21 protein-coding genes and 1 riboswitch are annotated in these 24,065 nt (G+C 37.6%); of the genes, 2 read left to right on the top strand and 19 right to left on the bottom strand.

The window, feature by feature from the left end; genetic code table 11:
• The first annotated feature begins 162 nt into the window (after positions 1-162).
• A riboswitch (glycine riboswitch) is annotated at positions 163-339 on the top strand.
• Between the two features lie 134 nt (positions 340-473).
• Entirely contained in the window at positions 474-1,805 is a 1,332-nt protein-coding gene (locus BLR83_RS03020; RefSeq protein WP_074560255.1) for an alanine/glycine:cation symporter family protein, read from the top strand.
• A 34-nt stretch (positions 1,806-1,839) separates the two neighbouring features.
• Here BLR83_RS03020 and BLR83_RS03025 read toward each other — a convergent pair whose 3' ends face one another.
• The 17 genes from BLR83_RS03025 to BLR83_RS03105 form a co-directional block, all read right to left on the bottom strand.
• On the bottom strand, positions 1,840-2,694 hold the full coding sequence (locus BLR83_RS03025; protein WP_234793099.1) for a Cof-type HAD-IIB family hydrolase: 855 nt from the start codon (positions 2,692-2,694) through the stop codon (positions 1,840-1,842).
• 70 nt (positions 2,695-2,764) lie between these two features.
• Positions 2,765-6,118 (bottom strand): GBS Bsp-like repeat-containing protein, encoded by a 3,354-nt coding sequence (locus BLR83_RS03030; protein WP_074560257.1) that lies wholly within the window; start codon positions 6,116-6,118, stop codon positions 2,765-2,767.
• Positions 6,119-6,244: 126 nt separating this feature from the next.
• Positions 6,245-7,747, bottom strand: a complete 1,503-nt coding sequence (locus BLR83_RS03035; protein ID WP_074560259.1) for a glycoside hydrolase family 1 protein — start codon at positions 7,745-7,747, stop codon at positions 6,245-6,247.
• 95 nt (positions 7,748-7,842) lie between these two features.
• On the bottom strand, positions 7,843-8,496 hold the full coding sequence (locus tag BLR83_RS03040; protein WP_074560261.1) for a GDSL-type esterase/lipase family protein: 654 nt from the start codon (positions 8,494-8,496) through the stop codon (positions 7,843-7,845).
• 24 nt (positions 8,497-8,520) lie between these two features.
• On the bottom strand, positions 8,521-9,339 hold the full coding sequence (locus tag BLR83_RS03045) for a Cof-type HAD-IIB family hydrolase (protein WP_074560262.1): 819 nt from the start codon (positions 9,337-9,339) through the stop codon (positions 8,521-8,523).
• A 147-nt stretch (positions 9,340-9,486) separates the two neighbouring features.
• On the bottom strand, positions 9,487-10,812 hold the full coding sequence (celB, locus tag BLR83_RS03050) for a PTS cellobiose transporter subunit IIC (protein WP_074560264.1): 1,326 nt from the start codon (positions 10,810-10,812) through the stop codon (positions 9,487-9,489).
• 40 nt (positions 10,813-10,852) lie between these two features.
• Positions 10,853-11,365 (bottom strand): hypothetical protein, encoded by a 513-nt coding sequence (locus BLR83_RS03055; protein WP_074560265.1) that lies wholly within the window; start codon positions 11,363-11,365, stop codon positions 10,853-10,855.
• A 22-nt stretch (positions 11,366-11,387) separates the two neighbouring features.
• Positions 11,388-11,702, bottom strand: a complete 315-nt coding sequence (locus BLR83_RS03060; RefSeq protein ID WP_020916861.1) for a PTS cellobiose transporter subunit IIA — start codon at positions 11,700-11,702, stop codon at positions 11,388-11,390.
• A gap of 18 nt (positions 11,703-11,720) precedes the next feature.
• Positions 11,721-13,694 (bottom strand): BglG family transcription antiterminator, encoded by a 1,974-nt coding sequence (locus tag BLR83_RS03065; RefSeq protein WP_074560267.1) that lies wholly within the window; start codon positions 13,692-13,694, stop codon positions 11,721-11,723.
• A gap of 50 nt (positions 13,695-13,744) precedes the next feature.
• Positions 13,745-14,062: a PTS cellobiose transporter subunit IIB gene (locus BLR83_RS03070; RefSeq protein ID WP_020916863.1), complete on the bottom strand. Its 318-nt coding sequence runs from the start codon at positions 14,060-14,062 to the stop codon at positions 13,745-13,747.
• A 251-nt stretch (positions 14,063-14,313) separates the two neighbouring features.
• Complete coding sequence (locus BLR83_RS03075) at positions 14,314-14,652, bottom strand: hypothetical protein (protein WP_234793101.1); 339 nt, start codon at positions 14,650-14,652, stop codon at positions 14,314-14,316.
• 17 nt (positions 14,653-14,669) lie between these two features.
• Positions 14,670-14,999, bottom strand: a complete 330-nt coding sequence (locus BLR83_RS03080) for a hypothetical protein (RefSeq protein WP_234793104.1) — start codon at positions 14,997-14,999, stop codon at positions 14,670-14,672.
• Positions 15,000-15,181: 182 nt separating this feature from the next.
• Positions 15,182-15,484, bottom strand: a complete 303-nt coding sequence (locus tag BLR83_RS03085; protein WP_074560270.1) for a hypothetical protein — start codon at positions 15,482-15,484, stop codon at positions 15,182-15,184.
• A gap of 191 nt (positions 15,485-15,675) precedes the next feature.
• On the bottom strand, positions 15,676-15,915 hold the full coding sequence (locus BLR83_RS03090) for a SemiSWEET transporter (protein ID WP_014334819.1): 240 nt from the start codon (positions 15,913-15,915) through the stop codon (positions 15,676-15,678).
• 99 nt (positions 15,916-16,014) lie between these two features.
• On the bottom strand, positions 16,015-17,448 hold the full coding sequence (locus tag BLR83_RS03095; RefSeq protein WP_074560272.1) for a 6-phospho-beta-glucosidase: 1,434 nt from the start codon (positions 17,446-17,448) through the stop codon (positions 16,015-16,017).
• Between the two features lie 109 nt (positions 17,449-17,557).
• On the bottom strand, positions 17,558-19,126 hold the full coding sequence (locus BLR83_RS03100) for an ABC1 kinase family protein (protein ID WP_074560273.1): 1,569 nt from the start codon (positions 19,124-19,126) through the stop codon (positions 17,558-17,560).
• Positions 19,127-19,142: 16 nt separating this feature from the next.
• On the bottom strand, positions 19,143-19,430 hold the full coding sequence (locus BLR83_RS03105) for a phasin family protein (protein WP_074560275.1): 288 nt from the start codon (positions 19,428-19,430) through the stop codon (positions 19,143-19,145).
• A 449-nt stretch (positions 19,431-19,879) separates the two neighbouring features.
• Between BLR83_RS03105 and BLR83_RS03110 the strand changes: the two genes are divergently transcribed.
• On the top strand, positions 19,880-20,806 hold the full coding sequence (locus BLR83_RS03110; protein ID WP_074560277.1) for an AraC family transcriptional regulator: 927 nt from the start codon (positions 19,880-19,882) through the stop codon (positions 20,804-20,806).
• 73 nt (positions 20,807-20,879) lie between these two features.
• On the opposite strand, the gene BLR83_RS03115 is transcribed toward BLR83_RS03110, so the two are convergent.
• Both BLR83_RS03115 and licT read right to left on the bottom strand, forming a co-directional pair.
• Positions 20,880-22,793, bottom strand: a complete 1,914-nt coding sequence (locus BLR83_RS03115) for a beta-glucoside-specific PTS transporter subunit IIABC (protein ID WP_074560278.1) — start codon at positions 22,791-22,793, stop codon at positions 20,880-20,882.
• 357 nt (positions 22,794-23,150) lie between these two features.
• Entirely contained in the window at positions 23,151-23,990 is an 840-nt protein-coding gene (gene licT, locus BLR83_RS03120; protein WP_074560280.1) for a BglG family transcription antiterminator LicT, read from the bottom strand.
• Positions 23,991-24,065: the final 75 nt, after the last annotated feature.

Consider the following 24,065-nt stretch of genomic DNA (forward strand, 5'->3'; position numbering starts at 1 on the left):
TTTTTCCAAACAATTCAAAAAATACTATTGACAAAGTTCGGTTTTTGCTTTAATATAGTATTCAAATCAAATAGCAAACCGAATGATGTCATTCAGGAGAAGAAAGCTTGCCTTTCGCCGAAGGAGTTACGCTCTCAGGTGTCATAGACAGGACTGGGTGATGGACGGACTTCTGGAGAGACCTAGTCATTTTTTAATGACACTAGTGACCTTTCGTTAGTATGTTTTTAAGGACTGAGTATTGTAATACTAACATGAAAGAACTAGACAGGCGCCGAAGGGGCAAGGCTAGACACGCATCTAGCTCAAACTCTCAGGCAAAAGGACAGAAGATAAGAATCGATTAACAGGTAAGGTGTATTATCTTTGTCAGTCTTCTTATCACTTTTCAGGAGTTATCACTACGATAACTCCTTTTTTCTATTCTAACTGGCATCATAGGACGCTATGTTTTATAGGAGACTTATTCGTATATGCTAAACTTTTTTACAATGCTAGATGATATTGTCTGGGGTGCCCCACTGCTTATTCTCTTGGTGGGAACAGGGATTTATTTAACTGTTCGTCTTGGCTTACTCCAGGTTTTGAAATTACCTAAAGCCTTTAAATTAATTTTCGCTGACGATAAAGGGCAAGGGGATATTTCTAGTTTTGCCGCTCTTGCTACTGCTCTTGCAGCAACTGTTGGTACTGGTAACATCGTTGGTGTGGCAACAGCTATCAAAGCTGGTGGTCCTGGAGCCCTCTTTTGGATGTGGATTGCTGCTTTCTTTGGTATGGCAACAAAATACTCTGAAGGACTTCTTGCTATCAAATACCGCACACGTGATGATAACGGTGAAGTTTCTGGGGGACCAATGTACTATATCCTAAACGGTATGGGCAAACGCTGGAAACCACTTGCTATCTTCTTTGCTGTCGCTGGTATCCTCGTTGCTTACTTTGGTATTGGTACTTTCTCTCAAGTTAACTCAATCACATCATCACTTGAAAATTCATTTGGCTTAGCGCCACAAATTGTTAGTATCGTTGTTGCTGTGGTGGTTGCCATCATCATCTTTGGTGGGATCAAATCAATCTCAAAAGTTGCCGAGAAAGTTGTTCCTTTCATGGCGATTATCTACATCCTTGCAACTTTAGCTGTCATCTTTACAAACTTCAATCAAATTCTTCCAGCATTTGGTCAAATCTTCACTGGTGCTTTTACTGGCACAGCTGCTGTTGGTGGTTTTGCTGGTGCTGTTGTTAAAGAGGCTATCCAAAAAGGTATCGCGCGTGGGGTCTTCTCAAATGAATCTGGTCTAGGTTCAGCACCAATTGCTGCTGCCGCTGCAAAAACTGAAGAACCTGTTGAACAAGGGCTTATCTCAATGACTGGTACTTTCATTGATACGATTATCATTTGTACTTTGACTGGTCTTTCAATCATCGTTACTGAGAAATGGACTGTAGCTGGTCTAGAAGGTGCACCTCTAACTCAAGCAGCATTCTCATCTCTCTTTGGAACTCCTGGTGCTCTTGCTCTAACTTTCTGTCTTGTTCTTTTTGCCTTTACGACAATTCTTGGTTGGTCATACTACGGTGAACGTTGCTTTGAATTCCTTTTTGGAACAAAACACATCAAACTTTATCGCGTTATTTTTGTCATCATGGTTGCTCTTGGTGGTTTCCTAAAACTTGAGCTTATCTGGATTATTGCTGATATCGTTAATGGCCTCATGGCTCTACCAAACCTTATCGCTCTACTTGCTCTCTCACCAGTTATTATCCGTGAAACAAAAAACTATTTTGCTCGCATGAAATAAAGCAAACACTCCTGAAATCGTTCAGGAGTGTTTTTTAATGTGATTCTAGGTATTGTTCAATCACTTGAAAAACACCTGATTTAGCATTCGATGGTGCTATAAAGTTTGCAGCAGCTTTCACTGCCTCGCTAGCATTTTCCATTGCATAAGAATATTTCGCTAAGCGTAACATAGCGATATCGTTATCGCCATCTCCAAATGTCATGACCTGATCAGCTGAAATGCCTTTTAAGGCCATCAGCTCTTTTATCCCTAGTGCCTTATCAACACCAGGCAAAACCACATCAATAGCCCCAAATCCACTAGCCATTGGCACTAAATCAGGAAATTCTTTTCTGAAATCCTGGCTAACACTTTCAAACAAAGCCATGGGGAGCTGCATGGTAATTTTGTTAATCTTTTCTTGTGGCAAGTCAAGCATACTATCAAGTAAAATCACATTTGGAAAGCTGGCATTGTAGTATTTCAAGCGCTCCGCATTACCTAGATTCTGGCAAATATAAGCTCCTTTTGTCATGTAAGAATGCTCTGGCGATGAAATCACGATATGATAGTCATCAAAATGATCCTCATAGTATTGTAAAAAGTGCTGCAATTGCTGTGCACTTAGATTTTTCAGGTAAATCGTCTTGTCCTTAACAAGCAAATGGCTACCATTACCAACAACATAAGACAAACGATTGGCCAAATTTCCAAAAACAATCTTCATTCGCGAGATTTGATTACCCGTCGCCACGACAAATAGAATTTCTCTTTTATCCAACTCATCCAATAGTTGCTCAAAACGCTTGGCTTCAAATTGCCCCTTTTCATCTAAGAATGTTCCATCCATATCCACTGCTATGAGTTTTATCATCTTTTTCACCATTTCAATTTTTTCTAATACCATGATAGCAGTTTCAAAAAACTTTAGCAAAAGTACAACACAAAAAAGGAAGTATAACTACTTCCTTTTCATTTTAAATATCGGTCACTTTGACAAATGGATTGCCAAGACCATTGATATCACCTGATTGTGTACTTTGTTCTCTCCAAAGCCATTCGATAGGATACCAGCCGTTGTTTGCTGCATTGTATGGATCATAGACATAGGTATTTCCATTTGAATACCCTTTAAGGACAATTTCGTGACTTGTTCCAAAGCCCCAAGGTGAAAACCTATCTTGTTGAACAGCTGCCAGAACGTGGTGCCCTTCTTTCAGTGCATCAATCAATTGAGATGAGCTATGAAGTACAGTCGCTGTCATTCCCCAATGTTGCGCTGCAATCACGACACCTCGTCCAGTTGTCCCAGCATCACCGCGATTGAATTCAACGGTATTGTTATAGAGATAAGCACAGATAGTTGTAGGCAAAATTTCCGTTCCTGTTAATGATGAAACAACCATTGCTACACTAGTTGGGGCACAAGCTGTTGAAGCCATTCTATAGCCTCCGAAAGTAATATTTGCCCAACGTCCGTCACGTTGATTGTAATATGGGGTATTGAAATTCGTACGTTTGACAGTAAATTCAGTTGATATTAAGAAATACATTTGTCCATTATCAGACTGGTAAACATGAATGTGATACGTTCCTGTACCAGAGTGATTTGAGACGTTAATAAGACCTACTGCATTTGTTCCAGAAGTATTGGCATCATACCATCTGATGTCATCTTGATCATTTACATCAGACCAAACGGCATATTTTACAGTACCATTTGAATAAACACCAGAAATGTTAACGCCGTACACGCCAGTTCCCTTATAAGAGGTTGAAACACTAGTGGTTACTTCCTTGTTGTTAAAAGCATATTGACCTAGATTATAGCCGATAGTTTCACCATCTTTGGTCTTAACATAGACGTGAACGGTATAGTCAGCCGAAATGTTATGATGATATTTTTCATCAACCGTAATAATGACTTTTCCGTTTGAAACGTTTGAACTTGTATACCAATGAAGATTTTTCTGTGCAGAATCAGACCAAGCAGCAACGGTTACACTAGCAATATCTTTTGATGACTCTGTTTCCGCAATTACAACCTGTAAACTACCTTTTGAAGCATCGTAATTTTGAACAACTACTGTTGGTTTTGTTTGTGACTCATTAAAAATTAAATCAACACCGTCTGACCCTGAAAGGCATGTAAAGGAATGAGTAACTTCATTTGTACCATAAACATGAACATTGTAATGTCCAGACTCAAACTTATGATTTTTAGCGTAGAAAGTATAGACATAAGAACCATCAGCTTGCTTAGTAGCGTGATACCACTTCATATCATCTTGACCATTTTTACTTGTCCAAGTTGGTAATTGAATATCATGAACATAAACTGGAACATCTATCACCGTTACTTTTGCAGAATAGTCTGTTAGCTTTTCAATTTGAACCCTTACTTCTGGTTTTGGCACGTTAATACTTGTTGCACTGATACATACCATTTTCCCCTTAACAACAGCATAGGTGTGAATGAGGTATGTCCCATAATCGCCAGTATACTTAGCCATTAGTTGACCATTAGTTGGAACCTTATACCAAATCAAATCATCTTGGTCATTTTGGGCTGACCAAACAGCATGGTAAACAGTCAAATCTGAGCTGACATCGCTTGGCATGCTGATTTGAATACCATTAGTCGTTAAAGTTGGCTGAACATGAACATCACTGAAATGGTAATCAGATTGGAAGCTTGTACCTGTTAAACAAGTCAATGAATTCGTAACTGCATTCGTTCCATAGACATGAACATTGTATTTACCACCTTCTAGATTGTGTTCAGCAATGCTGAAGATTCTTGTAAAGGTGCCATCGGCGTTCTTAGTAGTACTATACCACTGGATGTCATCCTGACCGCCTTTTTCTGTCCAAGTTGGTAGTTGAATACTAGTGATATATATTGGAGTATCACTAACTGTCACTTTGTAGCTTGTGTCATTAATTTTAGTAATCGTCACTTTAGCACTTGGTTTTGGAACATCAATACTTGTCGCACTGATGCATGTCATTTGACCTTTAATCACAGCGTAAGTATGGATAAGATAAGTGCCATAATCACCAGTGTACTTAGCTGTCAGTTGACCATTAGCTGGAACTTTGTACCAAATCAAATCGTCTTGGTCATTTTTGGCTGACCAAACAGCATGGTAAACGGTCATATCTGAGCTAACATCACTTGGCATGCTGATGTGGATACCATTAGCGGTTAAAGTTGGTTGAACTTTAACATCACCAAACTGATAATCTCCTTGGAAACTTGTACCAGTAAGACCTATTAGCAAATTCGTAACTGCACTTGTCCCATAAACGTGGACATTATATTTACCACTTTCTAGGTTATGCTCAGCAATGCTGAAGGTCCTTGTAAAGGTACCATCAGCATTTTGAGTAGTACTATACCACTGGATGTCATCTTGACCGCCTTTTTCTGTCCAAGTTGGTAGTTGAATACTAGTGATGTAAGCTGGGATATCACTGACTGTCACTTTGTAAGTTGTGCCATTGACTTTTGTGATTGTGACCTTAGCACTTGGTTTTGGCACATCAATGGTACGACCGTTTAAGCCAATCATTTGACCATTGAGATTTTGGTAAGTATGGATATTGTATTTTCCGTATGAACCAGTGTATTTGGCTACGACATGTCCATTGCTATCAGCTGTGTACCAAATTAGGTCATCTTGACCATTGACCTCAGACCAAACAGCAAACATGATTTTAGCACCTGCTGGAGTAGCTTGATTATACTGAATGTCAAAGCCTTTATTAGTCAAGGTCGCGCTGGTTACTTCGTCTGTAGCGTTTCCTGTTGCTCCGCGTTCAGCGACAAGTTTTTGACTGTCATTAGCAGTAATTTCTGGCTTAGCGTCTTGTGATTCATCCGTAAGCTGACTACTGTCTGTGGCATCAAGCATTGGCTCAGTTTGATTTTCAGAAAGATTTTCAACCTGCTCAGACTCAGTACCAGTGGAATTACTGTCATCAGCACTTGTTGCTTCTTTGTCGTCATTTACTTCTGTTTGCTCAGTAGTTGTCGTACTTTGCTCATCATTAATTGAACTAGGTGCTGACTCAGAATTAAGCTCATTTGCCTTATCATTTTCTGGCAAATCACTAGTTTCTTCAGACAAACCAGCATCAGCCTGATAATTTTCACTATTGACATCAGCTAACACGCTATTAACAGTGGCGCTCGTACTTGCTTGCACTTCATCAGCGCAAACACCACCTGCTCCAATAGCCGTCAGCAAGACACCTGATAACAAAAGTGTTCCAATAACACCGTAGGCTTTTGATTTTTTTATTGTTCCGTGACCTTTAACTCTCATAATAATCTCCAATAAACTTTTTAACCTTTAAGTTTATTCTATCACTTTTTATGAAAAAGCGCTTTCTTATTTTCCGTTTATTTCAAAAAATCCCCGCTAAAAGAGCGAGGAATTTATTTATCAGTTTTAATCTTCACTTGCTTCATCAATGGCTTTTTGGCCATTTGTTGAAAGAACTTCTTTATACCAATAGAAACTGTCTTTTGGTGTGCGATTTAGGGTTCCATTGCCTTCATCATCCATATCAACGTAGATGAAACCATAACGTTTACGCATTTCACCTGTACCAGCTGAGACGATATCGATACAACCCCACGTAGTGTAACCAATAAGGTCAACACCGTTGTCAATAGCATTTGCCATGGCATTAATGTGTGCACGGTGATAATCAATACGATAATCATCGTGAATTGAGCCATCTTCTTCAACAGTATCAAAAGCTCCAAGGCCATTCTCAACAACCATCAATGGAATTTCATAACGATCATAGATTTTTTCAAGATAATATTGAAGTCCCATTGGGTCATGCGCCCAACCCCAATCAGAATAAGTCAAATAAGGATTCTTAGCACCAGTTGAGAAGTTTCCTGCTACTTGCTCACCGCCAGTGTGAGTTGTCACATTGTTTGACATGTAATATGAGAAAGTATACATATCAACTGTCCCGCGTTTCAAATCTTCAAGGTCTTCTTCTGTAATATCCAATTCAACATTGTGTTCTTTCCAGAGACGTTTGGCATAAGTCCCATATTTTCCTTTTGCTTGCACATCACCACAGTAGTAAATGCCTGATTGCCATTTGTGTTCATTAGCAAGGATATCTGCTGGATCACATGTACCAGGATAAAATGTAATACCACAAATCATATTTCCAATCATGAAATCAGGATTGATTGCATGCCCAATTTGAACAGCTTTAGCTGACGCTACAAATTGATGGTGAAGGATTTGATAACCTTCTTGGTAATCCGCATCACTAGCTTTTGAGCCAAACATATCAAGGAACATGGTTGTGTTATTGATTTCATTGAAAGTTAACCAGTATTTAACCAAGTCTTTGTATTCGTTAAAAATAACCTCACAATAACGCACATAAAAATCAATCAGCTTACGATTTTTCCAACCGCCATAATTTTCTTCTAGTGCTAATGGCGTATCAAAATGCCAAATTGAAACCAAAGGTTCAATATTGTATTTACGGCATTCTTCAAAGACTGAACGGTAGAAATCAAGCCCTGCTTGGTTAGGTTCTTTGTCATCACCATTTGGGAAAATACGAGCCCAAGAAATTGACAAACGAAAAACAGAGTAACCCATTTCAGCAAACAGCTTGATGTCTTCTTTGTAACGGTGATAAAAATCAACAGCCACATGGTTTGGATAATGCTCTGTATCGAGCACCGCGTATTTTGCACCTTCAGGAATCTTACCATTATGGCCCATAGCTGGCGCTTTACCAAGTTTACCATCTTTGCCGATATAAGTCATGTAACGTGGTGCATTAACACTACCACCAGTCGTCACATCAGTTGCAACAAGTCCTCGGCCATCTTCGTTATAAGCACCTTCGGCTTGGTTAGCAGCAATTGCTCCGCCCCAAAGGAAGTTTTTTGGAAATGCTTTTGTCATATATCTTTTCCCTCTTTCAATTAAATACAATAATAGTATACCGTCATTTGAAAGCGCAATCTTGCATTATTATCTTGGAAAATGATACTATCCCACTACAAATAAGCTGATAAAATTTCAGACACCACACGATAACCATCGACATTAAGGTGAAGACCATCAACTGTACGATTTAGTGGTAACTCACCACTTTCATCGCACAAAGCATCATGCAGATTAAGGTATGTCACACCATCTCCTGACAAGTTAGATAGCAAATTATTTAATTGATTGATGCTATCGTTATTACGATGACTTGGTGTGCGGACAAATCTTGGTGACTCATTCATTGGAAAAACAGAAAGCAAGATAATCTGAGTTTCAGGCAACTTTTGTTGAATAGTAGCTATGATAGTGTCAATCGTTTCACGCACTTCTTCTGGCTGTCTGGTCTTTAAATCATTAACCCCAATCAAGAGAACAACTTTACTTGGTTTCAAATCTAAAACTTGTGTATTCAGATGTTCTAAAAGCTGCAAACTGTTGATGCCATGAACACCGCGGTTATAAAGCGGTAAATCCGACGTCAGCATTTCATGAATGGGAAAGTACTCAGTGATAGAATCTCCAGCAAAGACAATATTTGGCTGTTTTACCAGTTGGTTCAAGGCGTCGTATTTTTCCCACAACTGTGTTTGTTGGTCAGCTAAGATTTGCTTACGAAATTCTGTCACATCAGCTTTGTGATATAGTTCTTGAAAATCAGTCATTTTTTCTCCTTTTTGACTATTCTATCACAAATCTGACTCATTCAAGAAATGTCGCGCAAGAACTTGCAAGACACCATTTTCTTGATTTGACGGAGCTTGATAGCTGGCTACGTTTTTAATTTCCTGCGGAGCATTGGCCATAGCAAAGGAATATTTAGCTAGTTTTAGCATTTCAATATCATTGCCACCATCACCAAAGACCATCAGATTTTCAGGACCATAACCCCAGTGATTGAGCAAGAAATCAAGCCCAGTTCCTTTATGCACATGCGAAGGAATGACATCAATACAACCAAAACCGCTAGAGGTCGCAGTTAGCTGATAATCCGCAAAAAGAGCATTAATGTCTTCTCTCACTTGGAAAGTCAACTCATCACGAACCAGTAAAGTGACTTTAAAATAATCATCCTCAGGAATTGGATGTAGATTATCAACGTATTTTAAAACAGGCAAATAATAGCTAAGCAAGTCCTTAATTTTTTTCGGTGTCGACATTGGCAAATAAGACGAAGTTTTCCCAGCCAAATTAATCACCGTATCTGGATAATGTTTTTCGATATAATTAACCAAAGCTGAGATGGCTTCTACTGTTTCAAATTCTTCCTGCAAAGTTCGACCATTTTCAATAATGTGACCGCCATTTTCAGCCACAAAAGACATTAGATGTTTATGTTTGGGAAATTGTTGGATAATCTGACGATACTGATTACCACTTGCTACCACAAATTTGATGCCTTCTGCCATAAAATGATCAAACAAGCGGTCAAATAAAACCTTGTCATAAGTCTTTTTATCTGTTAAAAAAGTTCCGTCCATATCGGTTGCAATTACTTTTACTGTCATAACACCCTCCTTGCCCCCATTATACGCTAGCTTTCTGAAAAAAGCTTTGAGTATATTCAGAAAAAATGATACTATGACACGAAAAAATCTAACTTCCCTTTCATTTCAAAACAAAAAAAGAACGGGTAAACCCGTTCTTAAATTCTATTAAGCTTCTACGCCTTCTTCTTTGAGAAGTTTCAAATCGTACATTTTAAGGAATGGGAACCAAACAAAGAATGCTGCTAGAGCACAGACAAGAGCTGTAATAACGGCACCGACGTTACCACCAGATCCGATGTAAGCACCAAGACCGATTGGAGTTGGCCATGGAGTTTGGATGATTGATACAGCGGCAAAGCCAAGTTTGATTGACCAGTATGCGATTGTAGCACTTACGATTGGTGCGATAATGAATGGAAGGGCAAGGATTGGGTTGTAAACAACAGGAAGACCAAAGATCAATGGTTCGTTGATGTTGAAGATTGCAGGACCCATAGCTGCACGACCAAGCATTTTAAGTTGTGATGATTTAGCTGCTACTGCAAGCCATACACAAGCAAGAAGCATTGCACCAGAACCACCCATGATAACGTATGAGTTAGAGAATTCACCGGCAAATGCGATGTGAGCTCCGTCAACGTTTTCTGCCATGTTTGACAAAAGGATTGGGTTAACAAGACCCATGACGATGTTAGCACCGTGGATACCAACAATCCACAAAGCGTGAACAAGAAGGTAAATAACCACAATACCAAGCCAAGAGTTTGCGATGTGACGAACGAAACCAAATGGAATAGCAACGACGTTGTAGATATCAGTACCAAGTGCGATAAGCACACCATCGATAATAAGAACAACAAGAGCTACGAAAGCACATGGAATCAAAGCTGAGAATGAGCGAGAAACACCTGATGGTACTGCTTCTGGCATTTTAACAACCCAGTTACGTTTGATACATACACGGTAAAGTTGAACAGCAAGGATAGACATCAAGATTGCTGTAAACATACCAGATGTTGACAAACGAGCCAAGCTGTTACCACCAACAGTCCAACCATTGATTGTAGCACCTTTGACGTTCAAGTAGTCAAATGCACCATTTTTAACAAGCAATTCTGGAATTGTCAAGAAGAATGCAAATACTGAAAGTAGAGCACCATATACTGGGTCAACGTTCAAATCTTCTTCGTCAGCAAAGATTTTTGTATACTCATAACCAATAACGATGGCAAAGTATAGAGACAAGATACCCATTGTACAGTTGTAAGCTTGCAAGTAAAGAGGCGCAATTTTATCAACTGAGTTTGCCCAAATTGATGTTAAGGCAGGAATTGGAAAGGCTTGTGGGATAATGCTCAAGACAAGGAACATAGATCCGACGATGGTAAATGGAATACTTGCCATACCAGCGGCAACAATTGCACGAACAGGACGCCAAGCAGATACTTTAGCCATCGGCCCCATCAAGTACTTTTCTAAAAATTCAAACATTTTCTTCTCCTCCTAAAAACTGTTGAATGTTTGTTGTTAACTAATTGATTGATGCCAAATATTTTTGAATGCGATAGTATTGTTTATCTGAATTACGATTGATACGAGCGATTTTTACTAACATCCATGATGAAATCATAATCCCAAGTAAAAGCATCACGATGAGAAAAATTTGAGTCGTACCATTTTCAGATAAGAATGGATAAAAACTGTGATATTGTTTAAATACAGTGGCAATAATTAAAATGATATTTAAAGCAATAATCGTTTGGAAATAAAATTGCGTCTTAACCGCAGGTTTTTGCTCCCTTGAATACATTCGCGATTGTTCCCACATACAAATGGCACCAAAGGCAGCCATAAGAACTGGAATGATAACTAGACTGAAGTTACTAGCAGATAAGAACATCAAAATCCAGTACAGATTGATGAAAAAGAAGAAGGCAACAACGTAGCGAATGAGGAAATAACGTGTGTAATACATGTTTTTAATCCCATTTTCACGTCTTGTAGCGTCTAATTCTCTTTTCTCCTTTTCTGTTAAAGCAGCCATAGCTATCTCCTTTCTTGCCTAACTAACCGATTTTTTTGTATAATTCTAACATTTCAAGTCCAACTTCACGAAGTGTCATTGTAGTCATCAAGTGGTCTTGAGCATGAACCATGATGATTTCAACATTAACTTCTTTACCACCTGCGTATTCTTGGAGCAAGTGTGTTTGTGATTGGTGGGCTTTTAATAATTCGTCATTTGATTCTTTTAACTTTTCTTCTGCTAACGCATAGTTTCCTTCGCGCATCGCATCGAATGCTTCGTGGACGATTGAACGTGCGTTACCAGAATTTAAGATAATCTCAAATGCTGCAACTTGCAATTCTTCTGAATTCATATAACTCCTACTTCCTTTTTAAATCGTTAAAAATATGTTTTTAAATTCATCAAATGATTGGCAAGCTAACATTTGTTCTTGAAGTTTTGGATTATCAACCAAATCAACAATAGCAGATGTCAACTCTGGTAGTCCATCATTATCATGAATTGACATTGACATTAAAAAGATAATTTTGATTGATGGATATTGTTCATCCCATTTCACACCATTTTTTACAATCGCTACTGCAAAATGATGTTTGCTACCGACGGCTTTCAAAGGATGAGGTACGGCAATGTTTTTCCCGAATACGATGGAACTCATAGATTCCCGCTGTTTCATCATATTAAGAAGTCGTTCCTCAAATTGCTCATTTTCATTTTGTGAAATGCTCTGAGCTAGTTTTTGCAATACCTCTTCTTTTGAAGCGTCCGATAGTAGAAAGAAATAGTCTTCTGAGAAGTAATCATCAAACACATCGCTTACACTGAGTTCTGATTGACGATCTTCTACATTTGCTAAAGACCTATTCAAATGAGAGATTCCCTGTTTAATATCCTTTAACTCTTCATCATTTAAGAAAACTGAAACCGTAAAGACTGGAATATTGAAAATCAAGTTTGACAAGTCAATAGAAGAAACGATAAAATCAATTCCTTTTAACTTTTCATCGTTGATTTCATAATAACCAATCACATCCGTAATTGAAACCAAGTTCCCGAGCTCGTTTTCAATACGGCTCTTAAGCATTTGAGCACTGCCGTATCCCGTAGCACAGATGACAAGAACATTGTATTTACGTTGTTCTTTGTATCTTTCTTTGGCAGCCATAAAATGCAGAGCAATGTAGGCGATTTCATTTGGTGATAAAGTGTAAGCACTGAAAGTTGGCATATTAGCTACAACACGTTCAGCTAGTTGATACATATCGCGATAATTGGCTTGAATTTCCGCTGTCAAAGGGTTTTCCATAACAACCCTGCTTTGCAAGCGAATGAACATTGTTGATAGATGAGCAAGCAAGCCCTCAATCAATTGGAAGTCATTCTTAACAGTTGGATTAATTTGGTCAATACTGTCAATCAATTCCTGACGCATTTGCTCTTGCAAAACTTCAGAAATGTGACAAGCACTCCCGTGACCTTTTGAAACCAAGTGGAGAGTAATGTAATCAACTTCTTCTGCTGGAAAATCAATGTGCGTAGATACTGAAACACGTTTTAAGATATTTTCAGCAATTTGACGTTCTGCCAAACCTCTCAGTACCAGTTCATCTTCTGACACCTTGCTAATGCGAAAACCTTCGGTAATGCGACGAATCGCTAAAGCAATGTGGATGACTAGATTTTGAATCACAAAGTCTGATAATTTAAGACCACCTTCCCGACATTCATCCAGAACAATGATGGTTAACTCTTCAAAAGAAATCTTTTGATTAAGCAACTCATTATCAACGTATGAATGCATGGTGTTAATAAAACCAGAATCAATAAAGTAATCCATGATGAAACGACGTTTATCACGTTCTTGTCCTAAGACGTAAACCCCTTTATTGGCTTTGCTTTCAATTTTCAAATGATAAGGTTTAAATTTTTGTCTTATCTTTTTAAAATCACTAGATAATGTTGATCGACTAACAAACAACTCATCTGCTAAATCATCAAAATAAATTTCATTTTGTTCAAACAAAAGTTTGTTTAACAGATAATTGTAACGATCATTGATATCAGTAATGTTTTGGTAATTATTGTGATGGTCATTGATATGATTTTCTTCCAAGAAATCAGCATAAGCATCATCATCTACGATGTCTAACTTATAGCCATAACCTTGCTTGGAAATCAAATCAATGCTTGAGTAAAAATCTAATTTTTCAACAAGTGTTTTATAGTAAGTTCTAATTGTTCTATCCGAACATCCTAATTGCGCTGCTAGTTCTTTACTAGTAACGAATTTATCCTTATCTTTAATAAGATATTGAATAATCTGCTTTTCTTTTTTATTTAACACAGAAGAGGACACCTCCAAGTACCATTAGAACTATTATATCACAACGGGCATTAGATGTTTTCTTTTACCAAAGCTGCCATTTTTTCAATACCCATTGGGATTGGAATGTAAGCTTGTGGTGGAATTTGAACGATTGGTTTGTTTGTTTTAGCAGCTGCATCTGCCAATTGTTTAAAGTTCATTTTAGTTTGTGGGCTGACAAGGTACAAATCGTATTTATCAGCTTCGATACGTTTTTGTCCTTCTGGAACCCCAACAGCATCCATTTCAATGTCTTCACCTTTTTCTTGAAGATATGTCATTGTTTTTTTAGCAATCATTGATGATGACATACCACCTGCACAGATAATTAAAGCTTGTTTAGCCATAACGTTTAATCTCCTTTGTTTTTTGTTTACACTGATATTATATGAAAACGCAATCATTATGTAAACGCATTCTTTTTCCTATGTGATGCGGAAAAAAATAAGACCACTACGGAAATTTTCCGTTTAGATACAACTTTTTCCGTAATCAAACTGCAATCACTACGGAAATTTGCTGTAAATCTTCAGTTTTTTTAGAAAAAAAGAGCCAAACTAGTGAAAACTAGCTTAACTCCTTTTCATTTTTTATTTCCCTAGAAAAAAGCGGGAATAAATAATTTTGTATAATTCACAGAAACTTGATTTTCTTGTAAGCCTAACTCATCAGTAATTAGCTTTTTCAACTTTTCATCGTTCATTATAGAATAAACACGATAACTTTTTGAATCTTTATGAAGCACTTGAATCGTATCAGCAATCCTTTGATTGGCTAAAATATCTGGTTGCTTATCAAGATTTGTAAACTTAATGATGTAAGGTCCTCCCATTCGTTCACCTTGACTATCATAGACTTTTCGATATTTGCTAGTCAAAAAGTAAACAAGAGCAATCAGAACTAAAAATGCGATAATAATAACCCATTTAATGCTCATATTCGTCATCTCCTAAACTACATCATACCAAGGGCACCTGAGAGTTGTGCTGGTCGGATATAAACTTGTTCATCTGACAAGTGATAATCTGCCATCAAAATCTTTTTCAATTCCACATCGTTGAGGTGTGATTGAACGCTGCAAGTATCATCTGAAGAACCTACAACTCTAACTTTTCCTTTAAGGTTAGCATTGTTTGCTAAATCAGGCATTTTTGCACCATCTTTCATGACAACCACATAATCATAACCAAATGTTTTTGCCACCCAAAGTTGATTTCTAACGCTGTAAACACCAGCTACAATAAGTGCAATAACCAAAACAATCAATAGAACTTTCAACATCATTAATCTCCTTTAACCTATTGTTTATGAAGTCTTTCTTAAAACTTCATTGACATTATAAGCTGTTTCTACAAAAAAACAATCATTTTTAAAAATAAAATGTCAGAATTATTAACAATAGTGATTATTAATCGTATTTTTTATAGCTTTATCTTGAAAATAACCTTTGGCAACTTACTTATGACTTACTGAGTAATCTCGACAGACACCTGAGTTGAATCCAGCTGATAATCCTTCATCAAGGTTGTTTTCAGCTCGGTATCGTTAATCTTTGATTCTACCTTGCAAGTGTCGTCTGTTGCCGAAATAATCTTAATCTTTCCTCTGAGATTTTCATTTTTTCTCAAATCTGGTAACTTCAGTCCATGATGCATGGTAATGGTGTAATGGTAACCAAAGCGTTTGGTCACGCCCATTTTGATTTGGATAACACGAACAATCGCGAAGATTAACAAAATCCCAAAAATAATTGCTAAAATCGTCACCATAATAACCTTCACCTCCTTGTTCCTAACGGAACACTCAAATTATACGATTACTATAATCCTTTTTGAAAGCCCTGTCAATTATTTTCTGTAAGGTTTCTTTTCAGAAATTAAATAGGAAGAATCTACTGGAAATCTTTTGCAAAAAAGCCTCCAAAACATTGATACAACAACATTTCAAAGACTTTTAAAAATTATTTATAAATTATTTTACAAATAAGGATAATACCTGCTAAGGCAACTGAGATGGTATTGGCAACAATTAAAGCTGGATCTGAAACGGAAATTCCGTGTGCCAACCACAATGCCATCCCAGTGACTGACATGGTATACATACCAAGTGAAATGGATTCAACATCTTTGGTTTTTAAAACCTTGATCATTTGTGGCAAAAAACCAAACGTTGTCAAACAAGCCGCAATATATCCAATCATAAGGACCTACTCTCTTTTCTTATAACCATGTAAAAACCTTCGTAGGGTAAGAGATTACACCCCCACAAAGGTTTCAAAATAATAACTTAATGAATAACTTTAGACTTCTTCACCGTTAGAAGCAATGACTTTCTTGTACCAATCAAATGACAATTTTGGTGTACGTTTGTAAGTACCGTTACCTTCATCGTCTTTATCAACGTAGATAAAGCCATAACGTTTACGCATTTCACCTGTACTTGCTGAAACTAGGTCGATACAACCCCATGGAGTGTATCCCATCAAATCAACACCGTCTTCGTCGACAGCTTTAATCATTTCTTTGATGTGGGCGCCAAGGTAATCAATACGGTAATCATCGTGAACCATGCCGTCTTCTTCTACTTGGTCAATAGCACCGAAACCATTTTCCACGATGAAAAGTGGCAAGTGGTACATATCAGTAAACCAGTTTAAGCTATAGCGAAGACCTTCTGGGTCAATTTGCCAACCCCATTCAGATGCCTTGACGTATTTATTTTTAATCAAATCTTCTGTTTCAAGGTAATCAAAGTGTGGGTTGTTTTCGCGGTGAGAATCGATTGCAAATGACATGTAGTATGAGAAGCCGATGTAATCAACAGTTCCTTCTTTCAAATCTGCCAAATCTTCTTCAGTCACATCAACATTAATGCCTTTGCGTTCCCAGTATTTAAGAATATGATTTGGGTAGAAACCATGAACGTGTACATCGGTGAAGTAATAACGTTTTTCCATGGCTTTTTGTGCCATTAGGATATCTTTTGGATTACATGTTGCAGGGTAAATTGGACACATGGCAATCATACAACCAATTTGGAAATCAGGGTTGATTTCGCGACCAATTTTAACCGCACGCGCAGATGCTACCAATTCATAGTGAGCGGCTTGATACATAATCGCTTCGCGGTCATCGCCTTCTTTGTAGACAATACCAGAGTTTGTAAATGGTGCAAAATCTTCTTGGTAGTTTGCTTGGTTATTGATTTCATTGAAAGTCATCCAATATTTAACTTTGTCTTTGTAACGACGGAAACATGTTTCAGCAAAACGGACAAAGAAATCGACCAATTTACGGTTTGTGAAACCACCGTATTCTTTAACCAAGTGATATGGCAATTCAAAGTGAGACAAAGTAACAACAGGTTCAATGCCGTGTTTCAAGCATTCGTCAAACAAATCATCGTAGAATTGCAACCCTGCTTCATTTGGTTCAAATTCATCACCATTTGGGAAAATACGTGTCCATGCAATTGATGTACGGAAACATTTGAAGCCCATTTCAGCAAACAAAGCAATATCTTCTTTATAGTGATGATAGAAATCAATCGCTTCATGGTTTGGATAATATTTACCTTCAACCACACCGTCAGTAATTTCACGAGGAACACCATGACGACCAGCTGTCATCACGTCAGCAACACTGAGTCCTTTTCCTCCTTCTTTCCATCCACCTTCAAGTTGGTGAGCAGCAACTGCACCACCCCACAAAAAATTATCTGGTAACTTAGCCATTACATATCCTCCTTGTTTAATACACTGTCATTATAGCAAGCGGTTACAAAAATAAAAATAGAAAAAATTTCCTAAGTCATTAGGAAATTCCTTCTATCTTGTTTCATTTTTATTTTTTGAGAATCAGTAAAAGGTCCCACAAGAAAAGCGCGAAAGCTAAGCCAAAAAGGCCATTTGATAGGATTTCTAAGTTTTGATTAAAACTCAAAATCGTCGCACTTATCAATACGGCAAAAAAGAGCAGGCTCAAAACAAAGCGGTTAACCACACGATTAAAAAACTTAATACGGTTGGTGTAATCGTACAGGTCATGGTTAACTAGAATACGCCCATTTAAGACTTGTTCCAAGAGTTGGTTGAGACGGCGCGGGATATTCTTGCCATTTTTAAGCTGATAAAAGAGCTCGATAAGCAAGGTTTCTTTGTTCAAAGCTTGCTTAAGCATGTCAGGTCCCATATTTTCTAAGAAATAATTCTTAGCAAGGGTCATGAGGTCAACTTCTGGAGCTAGCTCACGAAAAATGCCTTCAATTTGCAGAGCAGCTTTTTCTAAAATGGTAATCTGCGGTGACGCTTTGAGTCCATTTTTGACAAAGACATTTAACAAATCCTCAATCAAATCTGTGATAGATAAGACACCGATATCTAGGCTAGAATACTTAGCAAGCATGCGTTCCACGTCTTGGGCAAGAGCTGACTTGTTCATTGAGGTATCAAAACTTGTAACAGACAAAATGCCTTTCATCATGCCTTCAACGTCTTGTGCCGTAAAGCTGTAAAGAATATCATTTAAGGCTACGCGCATGCCATTATCAAGTTTTCCCATAATCCCAAAATCAATAAAATAAATCTTACCGTCTGAGATAAAGAGATTGCCTGGGTGAGGGTCACCGTGGAAAAAGCCGTCTTTGAAGACTTGCTTAATAAAGCTAAGCATGAGTTTTCGACCGATATCTTCAAGGTCATAACCTGCCTTAATCAACTCATCATAGTGATTAATCGGAATACCTGAAACATAGTCTTCAACGATTAAACGAGGCGTTGTAAACTCATCATAGACTTCTGGACTAGCAATGCATTTACTTGATTGATTCAATTCAGCAAAGGTAATCATAGCTTGAGCTTCGTTTCGAAAATCAATTTCACGCGTCAAGCTTTCTTTGATTTGCTGCAAAACCTCAGGTAAGTCTACCATTGGAAGGAATGCTTTTGGGATACGTCTTGAAAGGCGAATCAAAAGTGTCAAGTCTTCCTCGATAATTTCTGGCAGATTTGGGCGTTGGATTTTGATGATAACGTCTTTACCATTTAGCAAACGAGCACGGTGTGTCTGAGCAACTGAGCCACTAGCTAGTGGCTCAGGTCTGATTTCAGAAAAATAAGCGGAAACAGGACCAGTAAGCTCTGCTTCTATGGCTTCCATGACCGATTCTGTTGGCAGCGGAAGCACATTGCTTTGTAGCTTGCTCAATTCTCTAACATAAGCTTCTGGAAAAATATCACTTCTTGTCGAAAGAATCTGACCAATTTTAACAAAACTTGGACCTAATTTTTCAAAAGCTAACCGAAGCTTGCGAGGTGTTGATTTATCTTCTGCTGCTTTTCCTTTTTCGATTAAAGAGGTTAACCCTACTGAACTAAAGGCACCAATGATTTCTCTTAAGCGTCTACCTGACATAACCCACCAATAATTTCTAATTTAAGATATTTGACTTCTTCAAAAGCGCATCAATTTTGTCTTCAAGACGAGAAACATCTTCTTTGGTAGCATATTGAACGGGTTTTGTTTTAGCGTTTAGTTGATCTAAAAAAGCTTGTGCTTCGTCTTCACTTCGGCGTTTTAATTCAGACTGCAATTCTTTTCCTTCGTCAACAGTGAGGCGTCCTTTTTCGACTAACTCTTTTACAAAAGCATCAGCTTTTTCCAAAGTCATAGACGTCAAACCAATACCGGCTAAGAGAACTTTTTTCAATTCTTCCATGATTAATTCCTCCTTGAATGACTAAATTAACATTATGTTTACCCTTTCATTCTACTACTTTTGAGACAAAATATCTAAAAGAAACAGTCGTTTCATGAAAGTTTCTTATACTAGGAAAATGACAAATTAAAAAGCTCCGCAGCTAACAAAGGAGATTAATTTGCCATGCGGAGCTCTTTCAAAAAATGTAAACAATTGTGTCTCATAGACTCTAAAATCACTTGCTAGCACAATCAAAAAAGAGGTCTTGCTAAGTGATTTTATATCCCTATTATAGTCAGCTAGGAAAAATGATTCTAACACTATCCTTCTCATTTATAATACTTTTATCTGATATGGTCTTGAAAATTTTTATGAAAACCTTTTCTAGAATACGCTTCCATTTTTCAGGCTATTCTGCTATAATAAAAGAGTAGTTAATACTATGTTATGATTAGAAGGGGTATTATATGAAACAAGCAGATCCAGCTCACGAAATAAAAATAGATGAAAGCAAGCACCTTCTACCTTATGATTATTACAGCACAGTGGTTGAAAATGGTCGTCCTGACGTGCTTTTCCACTGGCATCCAGAAGTTGAAATCAACTATATTTATGAAGGTTCCGCTCGTTTTCACATTGATTATGATTACTTTAATAGTCAAGCGGGTGATATTATCCTCATACGACCAAATGGTATGCACTCTATTCACCCACTAGAAAACCAGAAACATGTCACTGATACTTTTCGCTTTCACTTAGACATGATTGGGTATTCCATCGTTGACCAAGTTAGTCTTCGCTACTTGCAACCTTTGCAGACTAGCCTTTATAAATTTGTTCCGCGTATTCAACCGGGAATGGAAGGTTATGAAGAAATCAAAGAGTGTCTCTTCACAATTTTTGAGCTTTCAAAAAACGAAGGACGCCATTTTGAACTCATGCTCAAATCAAAACTCAATGAATTTCTCTATTTGCTCTTTTACTATCGTTACGTTCTTCGTAAGAGCACTGATGATACTTATCGTAAAAATGAACAAATTCGTGAATTGATTGACTTCATCAATAACAACTATCAAAAGAATCTCTCTATTGATTACCTTTCTCAATTCATGGGATATAGTAAAACACACTTTATGGCGGTCTTTAAACAGCATACTGGAAGCTCTTGTACGGAGTTCATCATTCAAGTTCGCCTCAACAAGGCTTGCGATATGTTGATTAACACCTCAAATCCTGTTCTTGAAATTGCTACGGCTGTTGGTTTTAATAACTTGTCAAATTTCAACCGACAATTTAAACGTTACTATGAATTAACACCAAGTCAATACCGCAAACAATTCAGTAAACGAAAAGAAAGTCGTGTCTTGATCAACCCTGCTAGAAAATCTCATTAAAAGCTGACTCGCCTCAGCTTTTTTTCTTATGCTTGAACACAAAAAAAGAACGCTTGAAGCGTTCTTTCTTTTATTAAGCTAGTGTTGTAAGAAGATAGTCACCAATGTTAACACGTGCATCTTGTGTTGTAAGGACATCTTCAAATTCTGTTGAATTAGTAACAATCACTGGTGAGATAACAGGTAGGCTAGCATCGCGAATAGTTGCCAAATCAAACTCTAGTAATTTTTGACCAGCGTCAACTTTGTCACCAACTTGTACAAAGGTATTGAAACCTTTACCAGCAAGTGACACAGTATCCATACCAACATGAATCAAGATTTCAGCGCCGTTTTCAGTACGCATACCGATAGCATGTCCAGTTGGGAAGACAAGGGTAATTTCACCGGCTGCTGGAGCAACTACTGTGCCATCGGCTGGATCGATGGCAATCCCTTTACCCATAGCTCCTGTCGCAAACACTTCATCAGGAACATTTTCAAGTTTAACAACTTGACCAATCATTGGGCTTGCAATAATTTCTTGTTTCAATTCTTTAAGTTCAGCAACAGGTTGTGCTACTGTGTCATCAGTTACAGGTTTAACATCTGGTCCACCGTAAAGGTAAGGAATTCTAGTCAATTGAGTCAAGATAAATCCTAGAACAAATGACATTACAATCGCAATAAGGAAATACCAAACATTGTTCAAATCTGAACTTGCTCCTGCTGGAACATGTTTTGGAGTGATGTATGAAGGAATTGCAAAGAGTCCCATACCACCCATTGTGTAGCCTGTTGTGTTAAAGAAGCTTAAGAATGCCCCTTGAATAGCACCAGCCACACATGTCATGATAAATGGTGTGCGCATTGGAAGTGTAATACCATAAATAGCTGGTTCAGTAACCCCAAAAAGAGCTGAGATAAAAGCTGGGATAGTCAATTGTTTTACTTTATCTTCTTTTGTACGAAGGAAGATATTGAGAAGGGCACCTGCTTGAGCAAAACAGATAGCTGTTGAAGCAACAAGTAATGTACTCCATCCTTTAGTAGAGAAGTCCAAGATTGCAATTGGAACAAGTCCCCAGTGAAGACCAAACATAACAAGAACTTGCCACAAAGCACCAAGTAAGATACCAAAGACAATTGGGCTAAAGTTGTAAATATTTGTAAAGATAACACCGATAAGGTTAGATGCCCAGTTCATAACAGGACCGATTGCCAAGTAAGCAAGTGGAACAGTGATTAAGATGACAAAGAATGGAACGATGAAGACCTTAACCACATCTGGAATGATTTTCTTGAAGAATTTTTCAATTTTAGAACCAACCCAAACAGTCAAGATAATTGGAAGAACTGTTTGAAGGTAGCTTGATGATGGGAAGATAACTGGAAGTCCTAAGAAATCTACTTTTCCATTTGCAAAACTTGCGGCAATGTCAGGATAAACCAAAGCAAAGCTTAGTGCTAAAGCAGTGAATTGTTCCATTTTGAAACGTTTTGCTGCTGTTAATGCCAAGATAACTGGTAAGAATTGGAAGAAACCATCTCCAGCAGCATTTAAGATAACGTAAAGACCGCTCGTTTCCTTCACTCCTACTGCTGCTAAAATAGCAACCAAACCTTTAATCATACCTGCGGCAGAAAGAGCACCTAGCATTGGTTGGAAAAGTCCAGAAACCAAAGCGATAAATTGGTCGAAGAGATTTCCTTGAGGAACATCTCCTTCATTAACATCAATACCACCTTCACCTTGGATACCGGCAACTTTCAAAACCGTATCGTAGACATCTGGGACATGGTTTCCGATAACCACTTGGTATTGACCACCTGCTTTAACAACAGTCACAATACCATCACGTTGTTTGAGGTAATCATCATCTGCTTTACTTTCATCTTTCAAGGTGAAACGTAAGCGAGTCACACAGTGAACTAATTTGATGATATTGTCTTTTCCACCGACGTGAGCAACAATATCTTGTGCCAATTCAGTATAATCTTTAGCCATAAGCTGGCTCCTTTCTTAATGTTCTTTCCTAACAACAGAAAAAACCTAAATAAATACTAAACAATTTTCAGCGCCCACATCAGCGGTAACGCCAAAACTATCTTGTATTTATTTAGGTTTTGCCTGCTTATCAGTAACAATCCTTTTAACAATTCTTAGTATAGCATGCGCTTACATTTTTTGCAAGCGCTTTTATGGTATTTTTTTGCATTTTTTGATATTTTCATTTGTGTTTGAAAATTGACCACCATTCAAAACTTGAAATTATCATATCTTTCACAAGTTTTCAAAAAAATTTCACACAAAATTTTTTTAATAAAAAATCCTCCCGACCTTAGTCGAGAAGATTCTTAATGATTAATTACTACTTGTTTCCAGTCGTTGAATGTGAATGGTGATATAGACTTGCTCATCACGACTCATCGGAAATTGATATGAGCTTTCGATATAATTCTTGATTTTTTCAGAGCAAGAAAAAGCTTCTGGGTAATTCAATTTCACTTGCTCGTACAAAAAGCTGTCATTTTTCCCTTGCACCACACCATTGACGACACGCTGTGCAAAATACTGAATATGGGTCACAAAACGATTATAGCTGACAGAGTCTTCATCAGAAACGACGCCATAAAACAAACGCACAATACCTAAAATATCAGTCACAATCTTTGAAATTTGATAACTTTGCTCTACCAGACCAGAGTCTTTCTGAGCATTGATAAAATGAAGCGCAATGGATGAGATTTCATCGTCTGGCAGAATGACACCTAATTTTTCAAAAACAATTTTAAGTGCATCACGCCCAAGTTGATACTCCTTTGGAAAAAATTTACGAATTTCCCAAGACAAAGGATTTTGAACGATGATATTCTCACGAGTCCGTTGAAGTGTGTAATGCAAGTGGTCTGCAAGGGCAATATAAAAAGCTGTATCAAAATTAGTCTCCAAAACCTCTTGACCATGCTTGATAATATCAAGAACAACTTCTGTCTCTGCAGGCGATAAATCAATATAAACTCGCGTTAACTCATTGGTAGCAGAGCTATCTTGCATAACAAATGTTTTTTCAACCAAAGAGGTATCAATCTCGTCACCTGATTTCTTTTGAAAACCAAGTCCTCTCCCCATGACGATGATTTCTTCTCCCTCGTCCCCTTTAGCCAAAACAACATTGTTATTATAGACTTTATCTATCCTCATTATCTACTACTCCCTCAAAAAAATTCGGAAAGAAAAGGCAAAACTAGCGTACACAAAAGGCACTGTGTTTTTACG

The organism is Streptococcus equinus, assembly GCF_900101445.1.
Lineage (GTDB): Bacteria > Bacillota > Bacilli > Lactobacillales > Streptococcaceae > Streptococcus > Streptococcus equinus_B.